Source organism: Enterococcus sp. AAFC-DPL-6103 (assembly GCF_058216595.1).
Window position 1 is genome coordinate 887,501 of record NZ_CM177102.1, and the last position, 17,041, is coordinate 904,541.

At 36.5% G+C, this 17,041-nt stretch carries 14 protein-coding genes and 1 pseudogene; 5 read left to right on the forward strand and 10 right to left on the reverse strand.

All coding sequences use genetic code 11. The features are described 5' to 3' along the window. Positions 1 to 6: 6 nt before the first annotated feature. The 8 genes and pseudogenes from AC4BC3_RS04430 to celB all read right to left on the reverse strand — a co-directional run bounded on the left by AC4BC3_RS04430 (position 7) and on the right by celB (position 6,717). Positions 7 to 561 (reverse strand): phage integrase SAM-like domain-containing protein, encoded by a 555-nt coding sequence (locus AC4BC3_RS04430; protein ID WP_490467072.1) that lies wholly within the window; start codon positions 559 to 561, stop codon positions 7 to 9. Further along, positions 530 to 711 (reverse strand): annotated as a pseudogene (locus AC4BC3_RS04435) (hypothetical protein); the annotation flags it as partial. The pseudogene AC4BC3_RS04435 and the gene AC4BC3_RS04430, both read right to left, overlap by 32 nt. A gap of 456 nt (positions 712 to 1,167) precedes the next feature. Next, positions 1,168 to 1,392 (reverse strand): hypothetical protein, encoded by a 225-nt coding sequence (locus AC4BC3_RS04440; RefSeq protein WP_490467073.1) that lies wholly within the window; start codon positions 1,390 to 1,392, stop codon positions 1,168 to 1,170. A gap of 566 nt (positions 1,393 to 1,958) precedes the next feature. Then, on the reverse strand, positions 1,959 to 2,486 hold the full coding sequence (locus AC4BC3_RS04445; RefSeq protein ID WP_490467074.1) for an adenylate kinase: 528 nt from the start codon (positions 2,484 to 2,486) through the stop codon (positions 1,959 to 1,961). A gap of 366 nt (positions 2,487 to 2,852) precedes the next feature. Continuing rightward, positions 2,853 to 3,473 carry an alpha/beta hydrolase gene (locus tag AC4BC3_RS04450; RefSeq protein ID WP_490467075.1) on the reverse strand — a complete coding sequence of 207 codons (621 nt, stop codon included), beginning with the start codon at positions 3,471 to 3,473 and terminating at the stop codon, positions 2,853 to 2,855. A 29-nt stretch (positions 3,474 to 3,502) separates the two neighbouring features. Continuing rightward, a complete protein-coding gene (locus AC4BC3_RS04455; RefSeq protein ID WP_490467076.1) occupies positions 3,503 to 4,474 on the reverse strand; it encodes a ring-cleaving dioxygenase in 972 nt (323 codons plus the stop codon). Positions 4,475 to 4,603: 129 nt separating this feature from the next. Further along, the gene (locus AC4BC3_RS04460; protein ID WP_206909956.1) at positions 4,604 to 5,323 is read right to left on the reverse strand and encodes a UTRA domain-containing protein; all 720 of its coding nucleotides are present in this window, start codon (positions 5,321 to 5,323) and stop codon (positions 4,604 to 4,606) included. 125 nt (positions 5,324 to 5,448) lie between these two features. Then, complete coding sequence (celB, locus tag AC4BC3_RS04465; protein ID WP_490467077.1) at positions 5,449 to 6,717, reverse strand: PTS cellobiose transporter subunit IIC; 1,269 nt, start codon at positions 6,715 to 6,717, stop codon at positions 5,449 to 5,451. A 150-nt stretch (positions 6,718 to 6,867) separates the two neighbouring features. Between celB and AC4BC3_RS04470 the strand changes: the two genes are divergently transcribed. The 3 genes from AC4BC3_RS04470 (at position 6,868) to AC4BC3_RS04480 (ending at position 10,325) form a co-directional block, all read left to right on the forward strand. After that, positions 6,868 to 8,262, forward strand: a complete 1,395-nt coding sequence (locus tag AC4BC3_RS04470; protein WP_490467078.1) for a glycoside hydrolase family 1 protein — start codon at positions 6,868 to 6,870, stop codon at positions 8,260 to 8,262. A 148-nt stretch (positions 8,263 to 8,410) separates the two neighbouring features. Next, positions 8,411 to 9,817, forward strand: coding sequence for a C69 family dipeptidase (locus AC4BC3_RS04475; RefSeq protein ID WP_490467079.1), 1,407 nt, complete (start codon positions 8,411 to 8,413; stop codon positions 9,815 to 9,817). Between the two features lie 67 nt (positions 9,818 to 9,884). Next, positions 9,885 to 10,325: a universal stress protein gene (locus AC4BC3_RS04480; protein ID WP_490467080.1), complete on the forward strand. Its 441-nt coding sequence runs from the start codon at positions 9,885 to 9,887 to the stop codon at positions 10,323 to 10,325. A gap of 109 nt (positions 10,326 to 10,434) precedes the next feature. Here AC4BC3_RS04480 and cls read toward each other — a convergent pair whose 3' ends face one another. Further along, the gene (cls, locus tag AC4BC3_RS04485) at positions 10,435 to 11,886 is read right to left on the reverse strand and encodes a cardiolipin synthase (protein WP_206909967.1); all 1,452 of its coding nucleotides are present in this window, start codon (positions 11,884 to 11,886) and stop codon (positions 10,435 to 10,437) included. 348 nt (positions 11,887 to 12,234) lie between these two features. Here cls and AC4BC3_RS04490 point away from each other — a divergent pair, with 348 nt between their 5' ends. Next, positions 12,235 to 14,910 (forward strand): cation-translocating P-type ATPase, encoded by a 2,676-nt coding sequence (locus tag AC4BC3_RS04490; protein WP_206909969.1) that lies wholly within the window; start codon positions 12,235 to 12,237, stop codon positions 14,908 to 14,910. A 91-nt stretch (positions 14,911 to 15,001) separates the two neighbouring features. Continuing rightward, a complete protein-coding gene (locus AC4BC3_RS04495; RefSeq protein WP_490467081.1) occupies positions 15,002 to 15,748 on the forward strand; it encodes a class I SAM-dependent methyltransferase in 747 nt (248 codons plus the stop codon). A gap of 94 nt (positions 15,749 to 15,842) precedes the next feature. On the opposite strand, the gene AC4BC3_RS04500 is transcribed toward AC4BC3_RS04495, so the two are convergent. Beyond that, entirely contained in the window at positions 15,843 to 17,003 is a 1,161-nt protein-coding gene (locus AC4BC3_RS04500) for a hydroxymethylglutaryl-CoA synthase (protein WP_490467082.1), read from the reverse strand. Positions 17,004 to 17,041: the final 38 nt, after the last annotated feature.

A 17,041-nucleotide genomic window follows, 5' to 3' on the forward strand; every position in this document is an offset into this window, starting at 1 on the left:
AGGGTACTATTCTGGGGTAAAAAGCGTCATGAATTCTTGAAATTCCGTTGGTGTCCAGTAGTCCATTTTTTTCTTTTTGACTGGTAACTTTTTCAGTTGTTGGCATGGATTTTCTTTTAGTACCCCATGTTTCACTGCAACATCAAGTAATTTCTTCATCTGAATCATGAGTTTATTGATTGTGTTATTAGACAAGCCCTTGTCTGAAAGGGAAGAAAAGTTTTTAGCTTTTTGTGCGTCAGTTTTTCTATCTTTGCTTTTGCAAAATAGGTTTTGATGTATCCGATTGTAGTTATACTTTTGTGTCGCCATGTAGCTTTCTTTTCTTTGTTCCTCTGTGTCTATTTCTACCACCAATGCATATAACATATCCATTGACATGATACTTGAGGCAAAAGAGGTATCGCCTAATTGAGTAACTCTTAGATGATTTTCTAGCTCGATTGCTTCTTTGCGAGTAGGGATATTTCGTTTGATGATACATACGATTAGCTTGCCTGTGATAGGGTCTTTGACGTTTGATAAATCGATTACGCTTGCCAGTAACAGGGTTAAAACCATCTGAAATATCTACAATCCATGTCCTTGTTGCTTTGCCAAGCTTGAAAAGATGGTGTAGTTTCTACGTCCAGCTTTGAAGCTGTCTAAGAGGGTATCCTGTACCTGTCTGAGTACGTTTGAATGTACGTTAGTCGTTTGTCTTTTTGCCATAATAATGGTCTCCTTTATTCGTTATATTTGCAGGAACTAGAAAAATAGCTCCTATTCTATTGCAACAAAGAAGCCAAGCTTTGTCAGTAAAGGATTTCCGAGGTGCCAAAATCTTAAAAGGACTCCTGTTTACTTTTATTCCACCACTGACTCACCGTTATTTAACTTCTCTAAGTATTCTACTCGGCAAGATACCCCCATGTTAGATAGAAACAAGTACAGGGAGTTCATATAGCTATCATTCAAATTAAAAAGCACTAGGAATAGCTCTATATAGCCATTCTTAGTACTTTTATATTAGTTTTTCATTCAATTCTCTTTGTACTACTAGAATCACTTGTGCTAGTATCAGTCGTATTGGTTGAATCATCTGTACTATCCTGTGGTACTACGGGGTGTGCTTTCACAGCAGCTAAGGTAGTATTGATTGCCTCAATATGTGGTTGAAAGATTGTTTCAGTAGAAGTGTTTGCAAATAAAGGACGAAGACTGTACTTGCGGATTATCAGCTAATGCTTGTTCACCTGCTTTGATTGCTTGGTCAAGAGCGTCCACATAGTGTGATTGATACTTGTCTTTATTCAAGTAAGGTTTGGCATCAGTAATGGTTTGTTCAAGTAAAGCTCTGTTGTCTTCATCTACAGTTGGTGTATCAGTGTACCAGTTAACCGCAAAGCTCAATTCATTAAGAAATGTTTTCTTGTGTAAAGGACTACTAAATATTTATTAATATAAGTAGCTAGTAAGTACCCCAAGTATGACTAATAGCGTGATAGAAGTAGGAAAGGTGGATACTACGCTTCCCAGTAATACGTTATTCAGTGATCAAAATAGCTGAAAGCCAAGTGTACCAAGAAATTTGGTCTTTTGGTAGGTGAAAAGTCGGTCGTACCAATGGATTGCAGTGGTAGTGGTGAGAGCAGAAGCTGCCTCATTGCTGATACCCGAGGATAAGCAACTTACCTTTGGTCTGGTACGATTGCCAGCTATGATTTATACCTTTCAAATTTGGGGTATCTGCTATACATGGTAAATTTAAGTGTCTTACTCGTTGGGTGGTGTGGATTTAGTATCTAACCTTGAGCTATGAAAAATACCTTTGGTTTTCTAGTGATTTGATTTCTTTGTCTTTATTTATCATAATTGAAAATTTAAGAGTCTCATTGGTTGAAACCATTCTTTTCGTATCTATAAAATTCCCTTCAATATTTGTAATTGGAGGGACTTTTTTTATAAGAACTAGCTGGTTAGAATTGGATTTTATCAACAATTTTTTGGATGTTATAGGTGGTGTCAATTAGAATATAGTTACATTTAAATTTTTTGCACATCTCTAGGTTAAATATGTTATCTTCTAAGGTTGAACTACTTGTACAATAAGAATCATCAATTCTTTGCTCGATTGTACTTGCATATTTTTTGATTTCCGAAAAATTCTTTTTTATATAATCTTGACTTAATATCAAACAATAATGTTTAATGGATGATAAATATGAATCATCAAATGAATCTTTCCAATTGAAAGGTATATAGACGCCTTCAATTATTAGGTTTTGTTTATTTTCAATTGCTGTCTTAATTATCTCTTTCGTTATATTCCATAGGTATTCAGTCATAACTTTATCATCTTCTACGGTAAACTTCGTATTATCGCTCCGAATTAATCCCATTTTTAAGTGGTCTAACGATAAGTATGGATAGTTGACTTTTTCAAGTAGCTTTTGAGAAAGTAATGTTTTTCCGGTATGGGAAGCACCTGATATTAAAATAATCATTATTTATCCTCCTAGTGAAATTTAATGTTAACTCTATTTTACCATGTTTATGTTTATACACTTCTTTTGTTTATATGTTTACAAAAATACCCCCACTATCTGTGGCATGAAATAGTAGGCAAGAAGTAGGACAACTTATCAAAGGTGATTGAAAGCTAAAAGGAGGAAATACCTATTTTTTCATACTAGGCAGATTTCCTCCTTACATTAAATTAGCCACAATCTACTGAAATTACATTTGTCATACTGTCAGTATATTTATCAAGCGTGTGATTGCTAATAAAAACTTAAAACGGACAACAGCGATGAAAACTTAGAGACAAGACTCTTGATATTCTTTAATCGTTAATGCCCAAAGTACCAAAATCAATCTTTTTGTATTCTATGTCTTAAATTGTTCAACCATGTTTTTGCTGATTTTAGCTCTGCCATTGTCAACTCGTGACCTTGATTGAAAGAATAGACCGAAGAATGACTACCACTACTTTCAAATGCGTTTACTAGTTCATCAAAAGATTCTTTCGAAACAATGGGGTCCTCCTTTCCATACGAAAGCCAGACCATTTGTTTTTTTCCATCAGTCGAGTGATTGTTTGTGCCAAGTGACATTGGGTGAAAAAAGATTCCCTTCGATAGCTCATGTTCTCTTTCTAGTAATAGATGGGCAGCGATGTTTGCTCCGTTAGAATAACCAAGTAGTATCCAGTCTTCTAAAGGAATGTTTTCTTCCGTACTAATCTCTTTAATTTGCTTTAGTAAGCTATCTGTTTCATTTTCTAAATTATTGAGATCGAATTGATTGAGACCATGTCGCTTAAAGAAACGATTCATTCCATTTTCTTGGATGTTTCCACGAAAAGATAAAATTGTGCTGTCTGGATCAATATACCTCGCAAGTTCAAGTAAAGAATATTCATCTCCACCTGTACCATGTAATAGAATAAATTTTGCTGCATTTTTTGTTCCTTGCTCAAAAATGTAGTTCATATTGCTCACCTCGAGTTATTGTTATTCTGTTAACGTTGTATATTCGCATCGCTTGTATCAAAAGGTCGAACTATTTCTTCCATAGCTAGCCGTTTTTCTTCAAAAGCGGGTGGTAAAGATAGCTTTTCTCCCGCATGTTCTTTTCTTTCATCTTCAAAAAAACCAGGACCATCTGTTGCCAATTCAAAAAGTACATGTGAAGAGGCTAAAAAGTATTCAGATTGAAAATAAAAACGATCAACAAAACCAGAATCAGGTAATTCTACTTGTTGAATTTTTTGAATCCAGTGGCGTAAAGCTTGTTTATCAGCAACTCGAAGTGCAAGGTGATGAATATTCCCAAAACCTTCGATTGCATTGGGTAAATCATTGCGGACCTCAACAACAATAGTGGCACCATTTCCACCTTCACCAACTTCAAATTGATGGAAATTTCCTTCTTTAGCAGTTTCATGAAATCCAAGTAATGTTTTGAGAATGTGTTCAATACTTTGTAATTGGCTGACTCGAACAAAAACTGGACCAAGTCCGATCAGTGCAAATTGAGTAGGGACATTACTTTTTTTCCAAGGCGTGCCAGCAGCAACTCCATGATTTTGTTGATCTGAAATCAATTGATAGGATTGGTTATCGAAGTCTTCAAATTCCAGGTATTTTTTACCAAAGCGTTCCTTGATATTTGAGTGAGTGATTTGATACTTTGATAAACGTTCATGCCAAAAATTTAGTGCAGAGTCGTTGGGAACACGGAAAGAGACACGAGAAATACTGTTTGTTCCTTTAGAGCCTTTAGATTGATAAGGAAAGTCAAAAAAAGTCATATCTGTTCCAGGTGCACCATTTTCATCGGTAAAATATAAATGATAAGTTTCGATGTCATCTTGATTAACGGTTTTCTTTGCCAGTCGTAGTCCCAAAATATCAGTAAAAAAACGATAAATTTTGGTTGCATTGGAAGTCATAGCAGTAACGTGATGTAGACCTTTAATCTGTGTATCCATAATTATTCCTCCGAAATACACTTACAAAAAGTAAGTTTTATTTTTACAAGTATAGTAAGAATCCACAGATAATGCAATTATTCTGTCCTTTTAACAAAATAAAAAACGGTACCCATGTTGGGTCCGTTTTTAATTTGATTGAACATCTAAAATAGAATAGCTACGTACATCAAAACGATTGCGACTTGTTGAATATTCAATTGGTTGGCCATCTTTTAAATAAACGATTTGTTGAACTTCTAAAATAGGATCAGTTGCAGAACAATTTAAGTATTCTTGATCGAACTCTGTGCTTTTATCTGCAGAAATTGTTCGGTAAGCACCAGCAAAAAAAATATTTAAAGATTGATGTAAATAATCATAGATAGAAGATAACAAGTGCTCTCGTTTTAAACCGGGAACTAGATGGACAGGCATATAGGTATGCTCTAAAATATATGGTTCATTTTCTAAAATTCGTAATCGTTGAATATTATAAACAGGTTGTTCAGGTTGAATCATTAAATGCTCTTGTATTTGTTCATTTGGAAATTCAACATCAAACTGGATAATTTGACTAGCCAAAGACTGTTGACGTCGCGCCATTTGATGACTAAGCCCTTCATATTCATTTGCTGGGGAAGTATCTTTTTTGAAAAAAGGATGGTTCAAAACTTTTGTTCCAGAACCTCTTTGAGAATAGACAAGTCCTTCCATTGCGAGAATATTGATTGCTTTTTTGATTGTCATTCGGCTAGCGTCAAATTCTTTTACTAGGTCAGTTTGATTTGGTAAAAAACTATCTGGTGGGTATTTTTTTGAGCGAATACGATCTCTTAACGTGTTCGCTATATCTTCATATTTTGGCACAACATTCACCTCTCTTTGAGTATAGCGAAAGTTGGAACAACGGACAACTGCTAGAAGAGAGAAGTAAAAAGAAAAAGACCAAACTCATTAGAAACTATCCAATGTTTTGGTCTTCATGTTGTTTTTTAAATGTCAGTCACTGGTTGTTTATCTAAAACTTTCAGGAATGGATACCAAATGAGTCCAACAACAATGAAATCAATCACTTGTAAAAGACCACCTAGCCATGAATTAGTTGCAAGAATACCACTAGCGACAATGGGAACAGTCCATGGTACAGATACACCTGTTGGAGGAGGAACGATCCCAGCTGCCATTACTAAATAATTCAATGTAGTAACCACAAGTGGTGCAATTACCCATGGTATCAAAATCGTTGCGTTTAAAACAATTGGTAAGCCGAAAATAGCAGGTTCGTTGACATTAAAAATACCAGGTGCAAGGGCAAGCCGACCAACGTCACGATATTGCTTTTTCTTTAAGAAGAACGCCATAATCAAAACCACGGCTAATGTCATTCCAGATCCGCCGAGACCAACAGTAAATGTTTCCATGAAAGGTTTTGTGATAATGTGAGGAAGTTCTTTACCAGCTTGATAGGCTTCCAAGTTATCTAACATTAAAGTATTCCAAATTGGATCCATTACAGAATTGACAATAATTTGTCCATGAAGTCCGAAGAACCATAGAAATTGAACAAAAAATAAAGCAAGTAGGGTTGCAGGTAAGCTACTACCAAGTCCTGTTAAAGGTTTTTGGATTACTTCGTAAATAACATCGTGTAAGTTAGTGTTAAATATACCAGTCACAAGTGCATTGATAAATAAGAAGACTGTTAATGTTACAACAGCAGGAATCAAAGCAGCGAAAGACTTCGTCACTGCAGGTGGCACGCCGTCAGGCATTTTGATTTGCCAACCACGTTTTGTAATCCGGCAATAGATTTCCGCTGCTAAGAAGGCAGCAATCATTCCAATAAACATTCCTTTTGCACCTAGGCGATCAAGTGTAAGTACACCGGAAACTTCTTCACCATTTGTTGTAGTCATAACAAATGGGGTAAGAATCAAGAAGCTAGCAAACGAAACAGCACCGCCAAAAATGCCATCGACGTCATAAGATTTAGATAAATAATAGCCAATACCAAATGTAACAAATACGGACATGATACTCATTGTCGCATTCTGTCCATTTCCAAAGAGAGTCGATAGCGTTCCTTTAGTCGCGTCATTGAAAAAAGGAAGATTATTGATCACCACGACTATTGAACCAAACATTGTTAATGGAAAAGAAAGCATAAAGGCATCACGTAAAACGGTCAAGTAACGATTTTGCCCTAAAATATTGGCTAAGGGCATGATTTTTTCGGAAAGTTTGTCCATAAATCCATTCATATTTTTCACCTCTAATTTTTTTGCAATCGATTACAAACAAAATATAGCACCGATTTATACAAATGTCTAGTCATTTGTATAAAAAGTATTGATTTTTATTTGATTGTCGGATAAGATGGCGTTATCAATTGAAAAGTGAGGACCTTTAACATGAAAAAATATAACTTTCCAACTAATTTTTGGTGGGGATCTGCTGCCAGTGGCCCACAAACAGAAGGACGCATTGCTGGAGACGGTAAAGGTGAAAATATTTGGGATTACTGGTATGCAAAAGAACCTGAAAAATTTTTTAATGAGGTTGGACCAGATAAAACATCGCAGGTTTACACAAAATACAAAGAAGACATTCAGTTAATGAAAGAAACAGGTCATAATTCATTTAGAACATCTATTCAATGGAGTCGATTATTTCCAAATGGAACGGGTAATATCAATCAAACGGCGGTTGCTTTTTATCGAGAATATTTTCAAGAATTACGAGAAAACGGAATAGAACCATTTGTAAATTTATATCATTTTGATATGCCTTTAGCTTTACAGAAAAATGGAGGGTGGTTGAATCGTGAAACAGTAGATGCCTATGTGAGCTATGCGAAAAACTGTTTTGAGTTGTTTGGAGATCTTGTTCAAACTTGGTTCACGCATAATGAACCGATTGTTCCTGTTGAGGGCGGGTATTTGTATCAGTTCCATTTTCCAAATCACATTAGTTTAAAGGAAGCAGTCCAAGTTGGTTATCATGAAAATATTGCAAGTGCTAAGGCAATTCAAGCTTACCATCAAATGGGACTGGCAGGAGAAATTGGAATTATTTTAAATTTGACGCCAAGTTACCCAAGAGATAATGGTAATCCAGAAGATGTCAAAGCAGCAAAAATTGCGGATGCTTTTTTTAATCGTTCATTTTTGGATCCAGCTGTCAAAGGAGAATTTCCAGAAGATCTAGTTAAAATTATTCGAAATTTAAACTTGCTTCCTGAGATTGTTCCGGGAGATTTAACTTTGATAAAGGAGAACACTGTTGACTTATTAGGAATCAATTACTATCAACCACGTCGAATCAAAGCAAAAGAATCAACACCGGATAAGCTATCCTCACCAATGCCAGATGATTTCTTTGACAATTATGAAATGCCAGGTAGAAAAATGAATCCTTATCGTGGTTGGGAAATTTATGAAAAGGGAATCTATGATATTTTAACGAATACACGAAAAAACTATGGGAATATCAAATGTTTTATCTCGGAAAATGGTATGGGCGTCGAAGGAGAAGAACGATTTGTGAATGAGTTTGGTATGATCGAAGATGATTACCGTATCGAATTCGTTAAAGATCATTTGAAATATGTTCATCAAGCAATTGAGGAAGGAAGCAATTGTGTTGGTTATCATATGTGGACGTGCATGGATAATTGGTCTTGGACAAATGCGTATAAGAATCGTTACGGCTTCATCGCTGTCGATTTAGAGAAAGAAGGAGCGCGTACAATTAAGAAATCTGGTCATTGGTTTAAACAAGTAGCTGATGAGCATGGATTTGATTGAGCAATTGACTGGATAAGTTAGGCATGTGAGAAACTGGAGAAACGCTCAAAGATTTTCTCCAGTTTTAGTTTTTGCTAGGCTATCATTTCACTTCTGAGATTATTCGCAGTAGACTAATACTAGAGCAAATGAGAAAGAAGTGAAAAATATGCGAAACAAAGTAAAAAGTTCGTGTACAACGATTTTAGTTGGGAAAAAAGCGAGCATCGATGGGTCAACAATGATTGCTCGAAATGAAGATAGTGAGAAAGCAATCGAACCCAAACGTTTTATTGTTGTCCAACCAGAAGCTCAACCTAAAGTCTATGAGTCCAAGATTAGTCATGTATCAATTCCTCTGCCTGATAATCCTTTACGATACACAGCCACACCGAATGCCGATGATTCAATCGGAATTTGGGGCGAAGCAGGAATCAATCAAGTGAATGTGGCAATGACAGCAACGGAAACTATTACCTCAAATTCACGAATTTTGGGTGTAGATCCTTATGTCGAAAATGGTATCGGGGAAGAAGATTTGTTAACAATTGTTTTACCTTATATTACTAGCGCGCGCGAAGGAGTTATACGACTAGGACGGTTATTAGAAGAGTATGGAACCTATGAACCAAATGCTCTCGCTTTTTCAGATAATGACGAAATCTGGTATTTTGAAACAATCGGTGGTCATCATTGGGCAGCAATCAAGATTCCTGATGAAGCGTATGTGATTGCACCAAATCGAATGAATATCGATATTTTTGAGGTTGATTCAGAAAATACCATGTGCTCTGAAGATTTAGTCGAGTTAATTGAAAGCTATCACTTGAATCCTAATCCAGAAGAAACACTTAATTTACGTCATATTTTTGGGAGTGCCACAATCAAAGATCATCATTATAATAATCCACGTGCTTGGTATGGTCAAAAGTATTTCACGCCAGAAATCGTACAAGATCCAATGGATGACAATCTGCCGTTCATTTGCTATGCAAATCGAAAAATATCAGTTGAAGAGATCAAATTTGTTTTGAGTTCACATTATCAAGATACCGTGTTTGATGTGTATGGCACAGGAACAGAGCAACAAAGGAAAAGCTTCCGACCAATTGGCATCAATCGTAATATCCAATGCCATATTTTGCAATTGCGAAATGATGTTCCTAAATCAATTTCTGGTATTCAATGGCTGGCATTTGGACCGAATACATTTAACGTGTTGGTTCCTTTTTATACCAATGTTGAACAAACACCTGCACGTTATTCAGACACGTCGACTAGCTTCGATTTTAATCATCCTTATTGGTTATTCTGTATGGCAGCATTGATTGGTGACTATGATTACGACCGATTTACCGATATTTATGCGGACTATGAACAAGAAAGTATGGCTTCTTTTAGAAATAAACAGTTGCTAGCTGATGCACAAGCAACAAAGAGTTTTAGCACTGGCTATTTAGAAGAAATCAACCAACAGCTTGCAGAAGAATGCTATGATCGAACAGTTGCCTTATTAGGCAAAATGCTTGAAAAGGGAGCTACACACATGAATTTGCGTTTTGATCTTGGTGATTAAATCGTGACCACATTGGTTGTCCCAAGAAAAGAACAGTGATAAACTTAAGAAAAGGGAGGCGTTTACAATGACGAACACATATCAAAATATTTTGGTTGCAATTGACGGCTCAGAAAAAGCAGAAAAGGCATTTCTTGAAGCAATTGCGATTGCGAAACGAAACCAAGCAACTTTGCACATCTTATATGTTAATGAAGTAACAGGAAATTATTTTGGTGATTTTGCGTTTGTAACAACTAATTTACAAGCAGAGCTCGATGAAGTAGCAGAAAATCAAATGAAAGCTCATCGGAATTTAGCAATTGAAAAAGGGTGGACAGATATTGAAACGTATATCCTTTATGGTTATCCTAAAACACTTATTGCTAACTTCAATGAGTCAAAAGAACCAATTGACTTGATTATTATGGGATCAACTGGGTTAAACGCAGTGGAACGTGTCTTAGTAGGATCAACTACCGCATATGTCGTGAACCACGCACCATGCAATGTGTTAGTAGTAAAATAAAATAGAAAATAAAAAAGCAATCAACAACAATTGACGAAGGGTGAACCAATCAATGGTTTCACGATAAGATACGTCGATTTGTTGGATTGCTTTTTTTATTTTGTCTTTTTTATAAAATAGGTGATAGTAGTCGGGAAATTTGTTGTTTGAATAACAGCCAGGTAGACATTTCTTTGACTGTTTCTGTTGTCATAGTAGAACAGTTTTCTTCATCTTCAAGAAATTTATCAGAAAGTTGTTCTAAAAATTCATGGTCATAAATGACTGCACTGGTTTCAAAGTTTAGACGATAACTGCGGATATCTTGATTGGCGGAACCCACCATACAGATTTCATCATCCATGATCAATGTTTTCGCGTGTAAAAAACCAGCTTCATAAACTAAAATCTCAATGTTTTCTTTAATCAATTGGCGTGCGTAATATTGTGTAGCACGGTAAATGAATGGATGATCGGGTTTATTTGGAATCATGATTTTGACATGGACACCTGAAGCAGAAGCAATTTTTAATGCAGCAATCACGCTCTCGTCAAGAACCAAATAAGGTGTCTGAATCCAAATTCGTTTTTTTGCTGAAGTAATTAGTTTGATAAAGGCTAACTTGATTTGTTCACGCTCATTATTTGGACCACTTGAAACTAATTGAATATCAACATTGCCATTTTGCTCGTTATTTTCGTCCACTTTCTTGAAAAAATAATCCAAATGATAGCCAACCTTTTTTTCTTCTGAAACGGAAACGTTCCAATCCATTAAAAATCGAAGTTGCAACAACGACGCAGCAGCACCGAAAATTCGAATGTGAGTATCACGCCAGTAACCGAACTTTTTGGTCGTATAGACGTATTGATCGGCAATGTTGAAGCCGCCAGTATACCCAATTTTTCCATCAATCACAACGATTTTTCGATGATCATGATAGTTTAAACGAAAACGAAGTAATGCTTCTTGAGAAGTTAAAAAGGTTTGCGCTTCTCCACCATTGGCGATGAGTTGATTAAAATCTTTTGCTTTTGTACCATGTGAGCCAAATGCATCATATAGTAGGCGAACTTGAACTCCTTGGGCAGCTTTCTTTTCTAATAAACGTAAAACCTGATTGCCGATCTCGTCAGTTACAAATGCGTAATACTCAATATGGATAGAGTGCTTAGCCTCTTCAATATCGTTTAACAAAGAAGTTAACTTTTCTTGTCCATCAGTTAATAATGTAAGTCCATTTTTTCGAGTTAAAGGCATCTGATTCAAGGATGAGAAGAAGTCAACGAAGGCTTGTTTTTCGACTTCATTTGTTTGAGAATCGTAGAGCTCGATGGTACCATCTCGAAAATTCTGGAAATTTTCTAGCTCCTTTAAATCACTTTGTCGTAAGTAGAATTTTTTCTTGTCCGTTAAACCACGTCCAAAAAATAAATATAGAACAAAACCAACAACAGGTAGCGCAAATAGCACGAGTAACCACGCCCAAATGGCTGCAACATCGCGTGGCTTGATTAAAATAGTTATCAATGCAAAAACAGCATTAATTAAATAAATTGCTGAAACAATAAATCCTACCAAATAATTTTCCTCCTTTATTTCAATAGTGATAGTATAACATGAGTCGAAAAATAAACCTACGCGTGACCACTGGTTTCAATTACGGAAAATCTAGCAAATTGGCTGAACAAACGGAATAAAATAGTTGCTTTTTGTCATTTAATACGATAGGATAATAATACAGTTGAATATCTCCTTAGGGGAGTAACCGGCAACAAATTGTTGCGATAATATCAACAGTAAGTTAACCGATGGTTTTCTGGTATTGTATGAAATGGTGAGACCTAAGACAAATGTTGATTTGTCTTGGGTCTCTTTTTTTTCAGGCAAATGATGCCAGAAGCAAAAAGATTAAATGGGGGATGAAATTTGGAAAACAAGGAACAAGCACAACGAGTGATCTATCAAGAACCAATTGATTCGTTGATGCAGCAAACACACAGCTCAAATGAGGGTTTGAGCACGACGCTTGCAAAAGAAAAACTAGAAAAAGACGGGCTAAATCAACTGAAAGAAGCACCAAAAAAACCGACTTGGAAGTTATTCTTAGAAACATTCAAAGATGCGATGGTAATTGTGTTACTGATTGTTGCGCTTATTCAAATGATCATGGGAGAATACGTTGAATTCTTCGTTATTTTTGCAGTATTGATGCTTAACTCGGTTATCAGTGTGGTACAAGCAAAAAAGGCAGAAGGTTCATTAGAAGCATTAAAAAGTCTCTCGGCACCCGATGCTCGTGTCATTCGCGATGGTAAAGAAAAAACAGTGCCGGCAAAAGAACTAGTAGTTGGTGATTTAGTATTACTTGAAGCAGGAGACTATGTTCCAGCGGATGGTCGTTTAATCGAAGCCGGCTCGTTACAAGTAGATGAAGGTATGTTGACAGGTGAGTCGACTGCAGCTGAAAAAGAGGTTGTTGAAATCACAAATACTGTTCCGATAGGTGATCGTGTAAATATGGTCTTTAGTGGAACAATCGTGACTTACGGCCGTGGGAAATTCTTGGTTACTTCAACTGCAAATAACACTGAAATCGGACAAGTGGCTGGATTGTTAGAAAGTACAACAGAACAAACAACACCACTACAACGTGGACTAGACAAATTTAGTAAGAAGCTAAGTTTAGCCATTCTTGCTTTATCATTGTTGATTTTAGGCATCCAACTATTACGTATTTTCCTTGGTGAAGGTACTGGTGACTTAACTGCTGATATTGTCAGTGCTGTAATGTTTGCTGTAGCTGTTGCTGTAGCTGCAATTCCAGAAGCTTTGCAATCAATCGTTACAATCGTGTTATCTTTAGGAACAAATAAAATGGCTAAACGTCATGCGATTATTCGTAAGTTACCAGCAGTAGAAACATTAGGCTCAACAAGCATTATTTGTACGGATAAAACCGGTACTCTGACCCAAAATAAAATGACTGTTGTTGATTATTACTTAGCCAATGGTGACTCAGGAGACTTTACGGATAATCCGGAAAAATGGTCTGCTGATGAACGTCGCTTGATTGAAATCTCTGTGTTAGCAAATGATGCTTCAATCAGTGAAGACGGAACAAAACTGGGTGATCCAACTGAGGTTGCTTTTATTGATTTTAGTGAAAAATTAAATCAACCATATCAAGAAATCCGTTCAAACTTCCCTCGTGAAGCAGAGTTGCCATTTGATTCAGATCGTAAATTGATGTCAACGGCGCACACATTTGATAATGAGAAATATTTGCTAGTTAAAGGTGGACCAGATATCGTCTTTAACCGTAGTAAAAAGGTTTTGTTGAATGGTGAAGTTGTGCCGATGACAGATGAATTGATGACAAACTTCCAAAATCAAAACGAAGCGTTTTCTAATCGTGCTTTACGTGTGTTGGCTTTTGCTTATCGTCCAATCGATAACTTAGACTTAACATTTGACGACGAAAATGATCTTATTTTAGTTGGGATTTTGGCAATGATTGATCCACCAAGAAAAGAAGTAACGCAAGCTGTTGAAGAAGCACGTAGTGCAGGAATCAAAACAGTGATGATTACTGGGGACCACAAAACAACTGCGGTTGCAATTGCTAAGGAAATCGGCATTTTTGAAGAAGGAAACCAAGCGTTAACTGGTACAGAACTAGATGCTTTATCCGAAGATGAATTGATGAATATCTTAGAAAATGTGACTGTTTACGCACGTGTTTCGCCTGAAAATAAAATCCGAATCGTTCGCGCTTGGCAAGCAAAAGGACATATTTCTGCGATGACAGGTGATGGTGTCAACGATGCCCCTGCATTGAAACAAGCAGACATTGGGATTGCTATGGGAACTGGTACAGATGTTGCCAAAGATGCTGCGGCAATGGTCTTAACAGATGATAACTTTGCTTCAATCGTGAGTGCGGTAGAAGTTGGACGTAATGTGTTTGATAATATCAAAAAAGCTGTTGCTTATTTATTTGCTGGAAACTTAGGTGCCATCATTGCAATCATCTTTGCATTGGTTGCTGACTGGTCAAATCCATTCACGGCACTACAGTTGCTTTTCATCAACTTAGTAAATGACTCTTTACCTGCGATTGCTTTAGGAACAGAAAAAGCAGAACCTGCGACAATGAGTCGACCACCTAGAGATCCAAATACAGGTATCTTTACAGGCAGAACGCTGATTTCAGTAACTTATCGCGGAATTTTGATTGGTGTCGCTGTTATCTTTGCTCAGTGGTTAGGGATGCAACATTCACCTGAATTTGGCGTAGCAATGTCATTTACAACTTTGATTTGGTGTCGTACATTGCAAACATTCCCAGCACGTTCCAATACACAAACTGCATTCCAAGCTGGCTTCTTCTCAAATAAAGTTGTCTTGCTTGCGGTAGTTGTATGTAGTGCTTTGTTTAGCTTAACAATGATTCCGGGTCTCAAAGAAGTCTTTTCTATTCCGTCAGCCTTTGGCGTATCAGAAGTCTTGACGTGTTTGGGTCTGGCAGTTGTAACAATTCTTTTAATGGAAATCACAAAATTGATTATTGTTCGTGTCCAAAATGGAAAAGTAACAGAATAGCAATTGATTAATCACAAACTAGTTAGATAAAAATAAAAAGAAGTGTGCTAGTGATTAGCATACTTCTTTTTTGAAATTAAGGATGAAAAAAATGGATGAAGTAGCATGGGATGAATTTGCTGAAGAATATTACATTATTCAAGAAGAGTCACAGACTCCAATCGTCACAGATCTTGTCGATTACTTATCTAAGGAATCTGTTTTGCCTGCAGCCTCACTAGCAGATGTAGCAGGAGGGGCAGGCCGTTACCTACCTGCACTTGCTGAACAGGTTGGCAAGTACGAGCTAAACGATTTTTCAGCAGCAATGTTAAAGTACGCGCAACAAAAAGCAAAACGTTCTAAAGTGTCAAATGTGGTGTTCAAGAAACAAACGTTTGATGCATTCTTGAATTCAGCGAAGCAGTATGAAGTGATTTTTTCAGCGTCAAATCCAGCTTTTACTGAAACAGCACAAGTGGAAAAGCTAATGAGAAAAGCAAAAAAATGGTGCGTCATGGTACGAGTAATCAAATCAGAAGATGATCTTTTTACAATAATCGATGATGCGTTAGGCTTAGCAGTGGAAGACCCAAACGTTACACCCACTATCAGTAATCAGATAGAAGCATTTTTACAGAGTAAAAAAATTTTAGTTAAGAAAAAAGACTTTACGTATCAAATCAAGGAAACGATCTCAAGAGAATTATTGACTGAATATTACGAATCAGAGATGACAGCTGAATTGAAAGAAACAATCGAAAAGTTATTTAACAAAAAAAATGAACTTATCAGTACAACGACCGTAACTTATCGGCTGTTACTTTGGCAGATAAAAGAGGGTTCTCCAAAAAATTAACAAGGATAGATCTAATTTATCTTTTTAGCGTATATATAATTGAAAGCAAAAGCTCCATACAAATCAAAAAAGATTTGTATGGAGCTTTTGCTGTTTATTTTATTTCTTTATAATACCGAATATCGTTTTCTACTTTATAAATTGAAAATGGCACGTCACTGTTGTATTCTGCCTGTTGGCCATGCTCTGGTAGAACTTCAGTAAAAATTTGTTCATATTCTGCTACAGAAACTTGTTGGCGATTATCAAATAAAGCTTGATGATCTTCTTTGTCTAGGAAATCTTGGTAATTTTTTTCCAAAGTTCCAGTAAAAAATTCGCTGACTGCTCCAGAACCATAACTAAATAGCCCAACGCGGTCACCGGTACGTAAAGCTGTTGAATTTTCAAGCAAGGAAATCAAACCAAGGTAAAGCGAGCCAGTATATAAATTACCAACACGACGACTATACTGGATACTTTCATCATAACGGGTCAATAAACGTGATTGGTTTTCTTCATCTGTTTCAGCTAAAACACTTTGTAATGCTTTTTTTCCCATTTTTGTATAAGGAATGTGGAAGCATAATGCTTGATAGTCTTCCAAGGTCAAACCAGTTTGTTTTTTATGTTGTTGCCAAACTTTTTGGAAAGACTCGATATATGTCGCATTTGATAACGGACCATCAACAACAGGAAATTCGCTGTAATCTGGGCGCCAGAAATCATAGATATCTTCCGTTAAAAAGACACTGTCATCTTCAATTGAAAGAATTCTTGGATTTGCAGTGACCATCATAGCTACAGCTCCAACACCTTGAGTAACTTCTCCGCCAGTTGCTAAACCATAGCGAGCAATATCACTGGCAATCACTAAAACTTTTCGTTCAGGATGATTGCGGACGTATTCCTTGGCCATATGTAAAGCAGCGGTTCCCCCATAACAAGCTTCCTTTACTTCGAAAGAACGAGCAAATGGTTGGATTTTTAATAAACGATGAATAATGACCGCACTTGCTTTTGAATGGTCGACACCGGATTCTGTTCCGACGATGACCATGTCGATTTGTTCACGGTCTTCGTCTGTAACCAATTTACTAGCAGCATTCGCGCCTAAAGTGATGATGTCTTCTGTTGCGCGGTTAACCGCCATTTGATCTTGTCCAATACCAATATGATACTTGGCAGGATCATCTCCACGACTTTCAGCTAGCTCAGTCATGTCTAAATATAAATTTGGAATAAAAAAGGAAAGACGATCAATCCCGATTTTCATTTCAACACCTCTTCACTCATAATTAAAACTTACTTTAA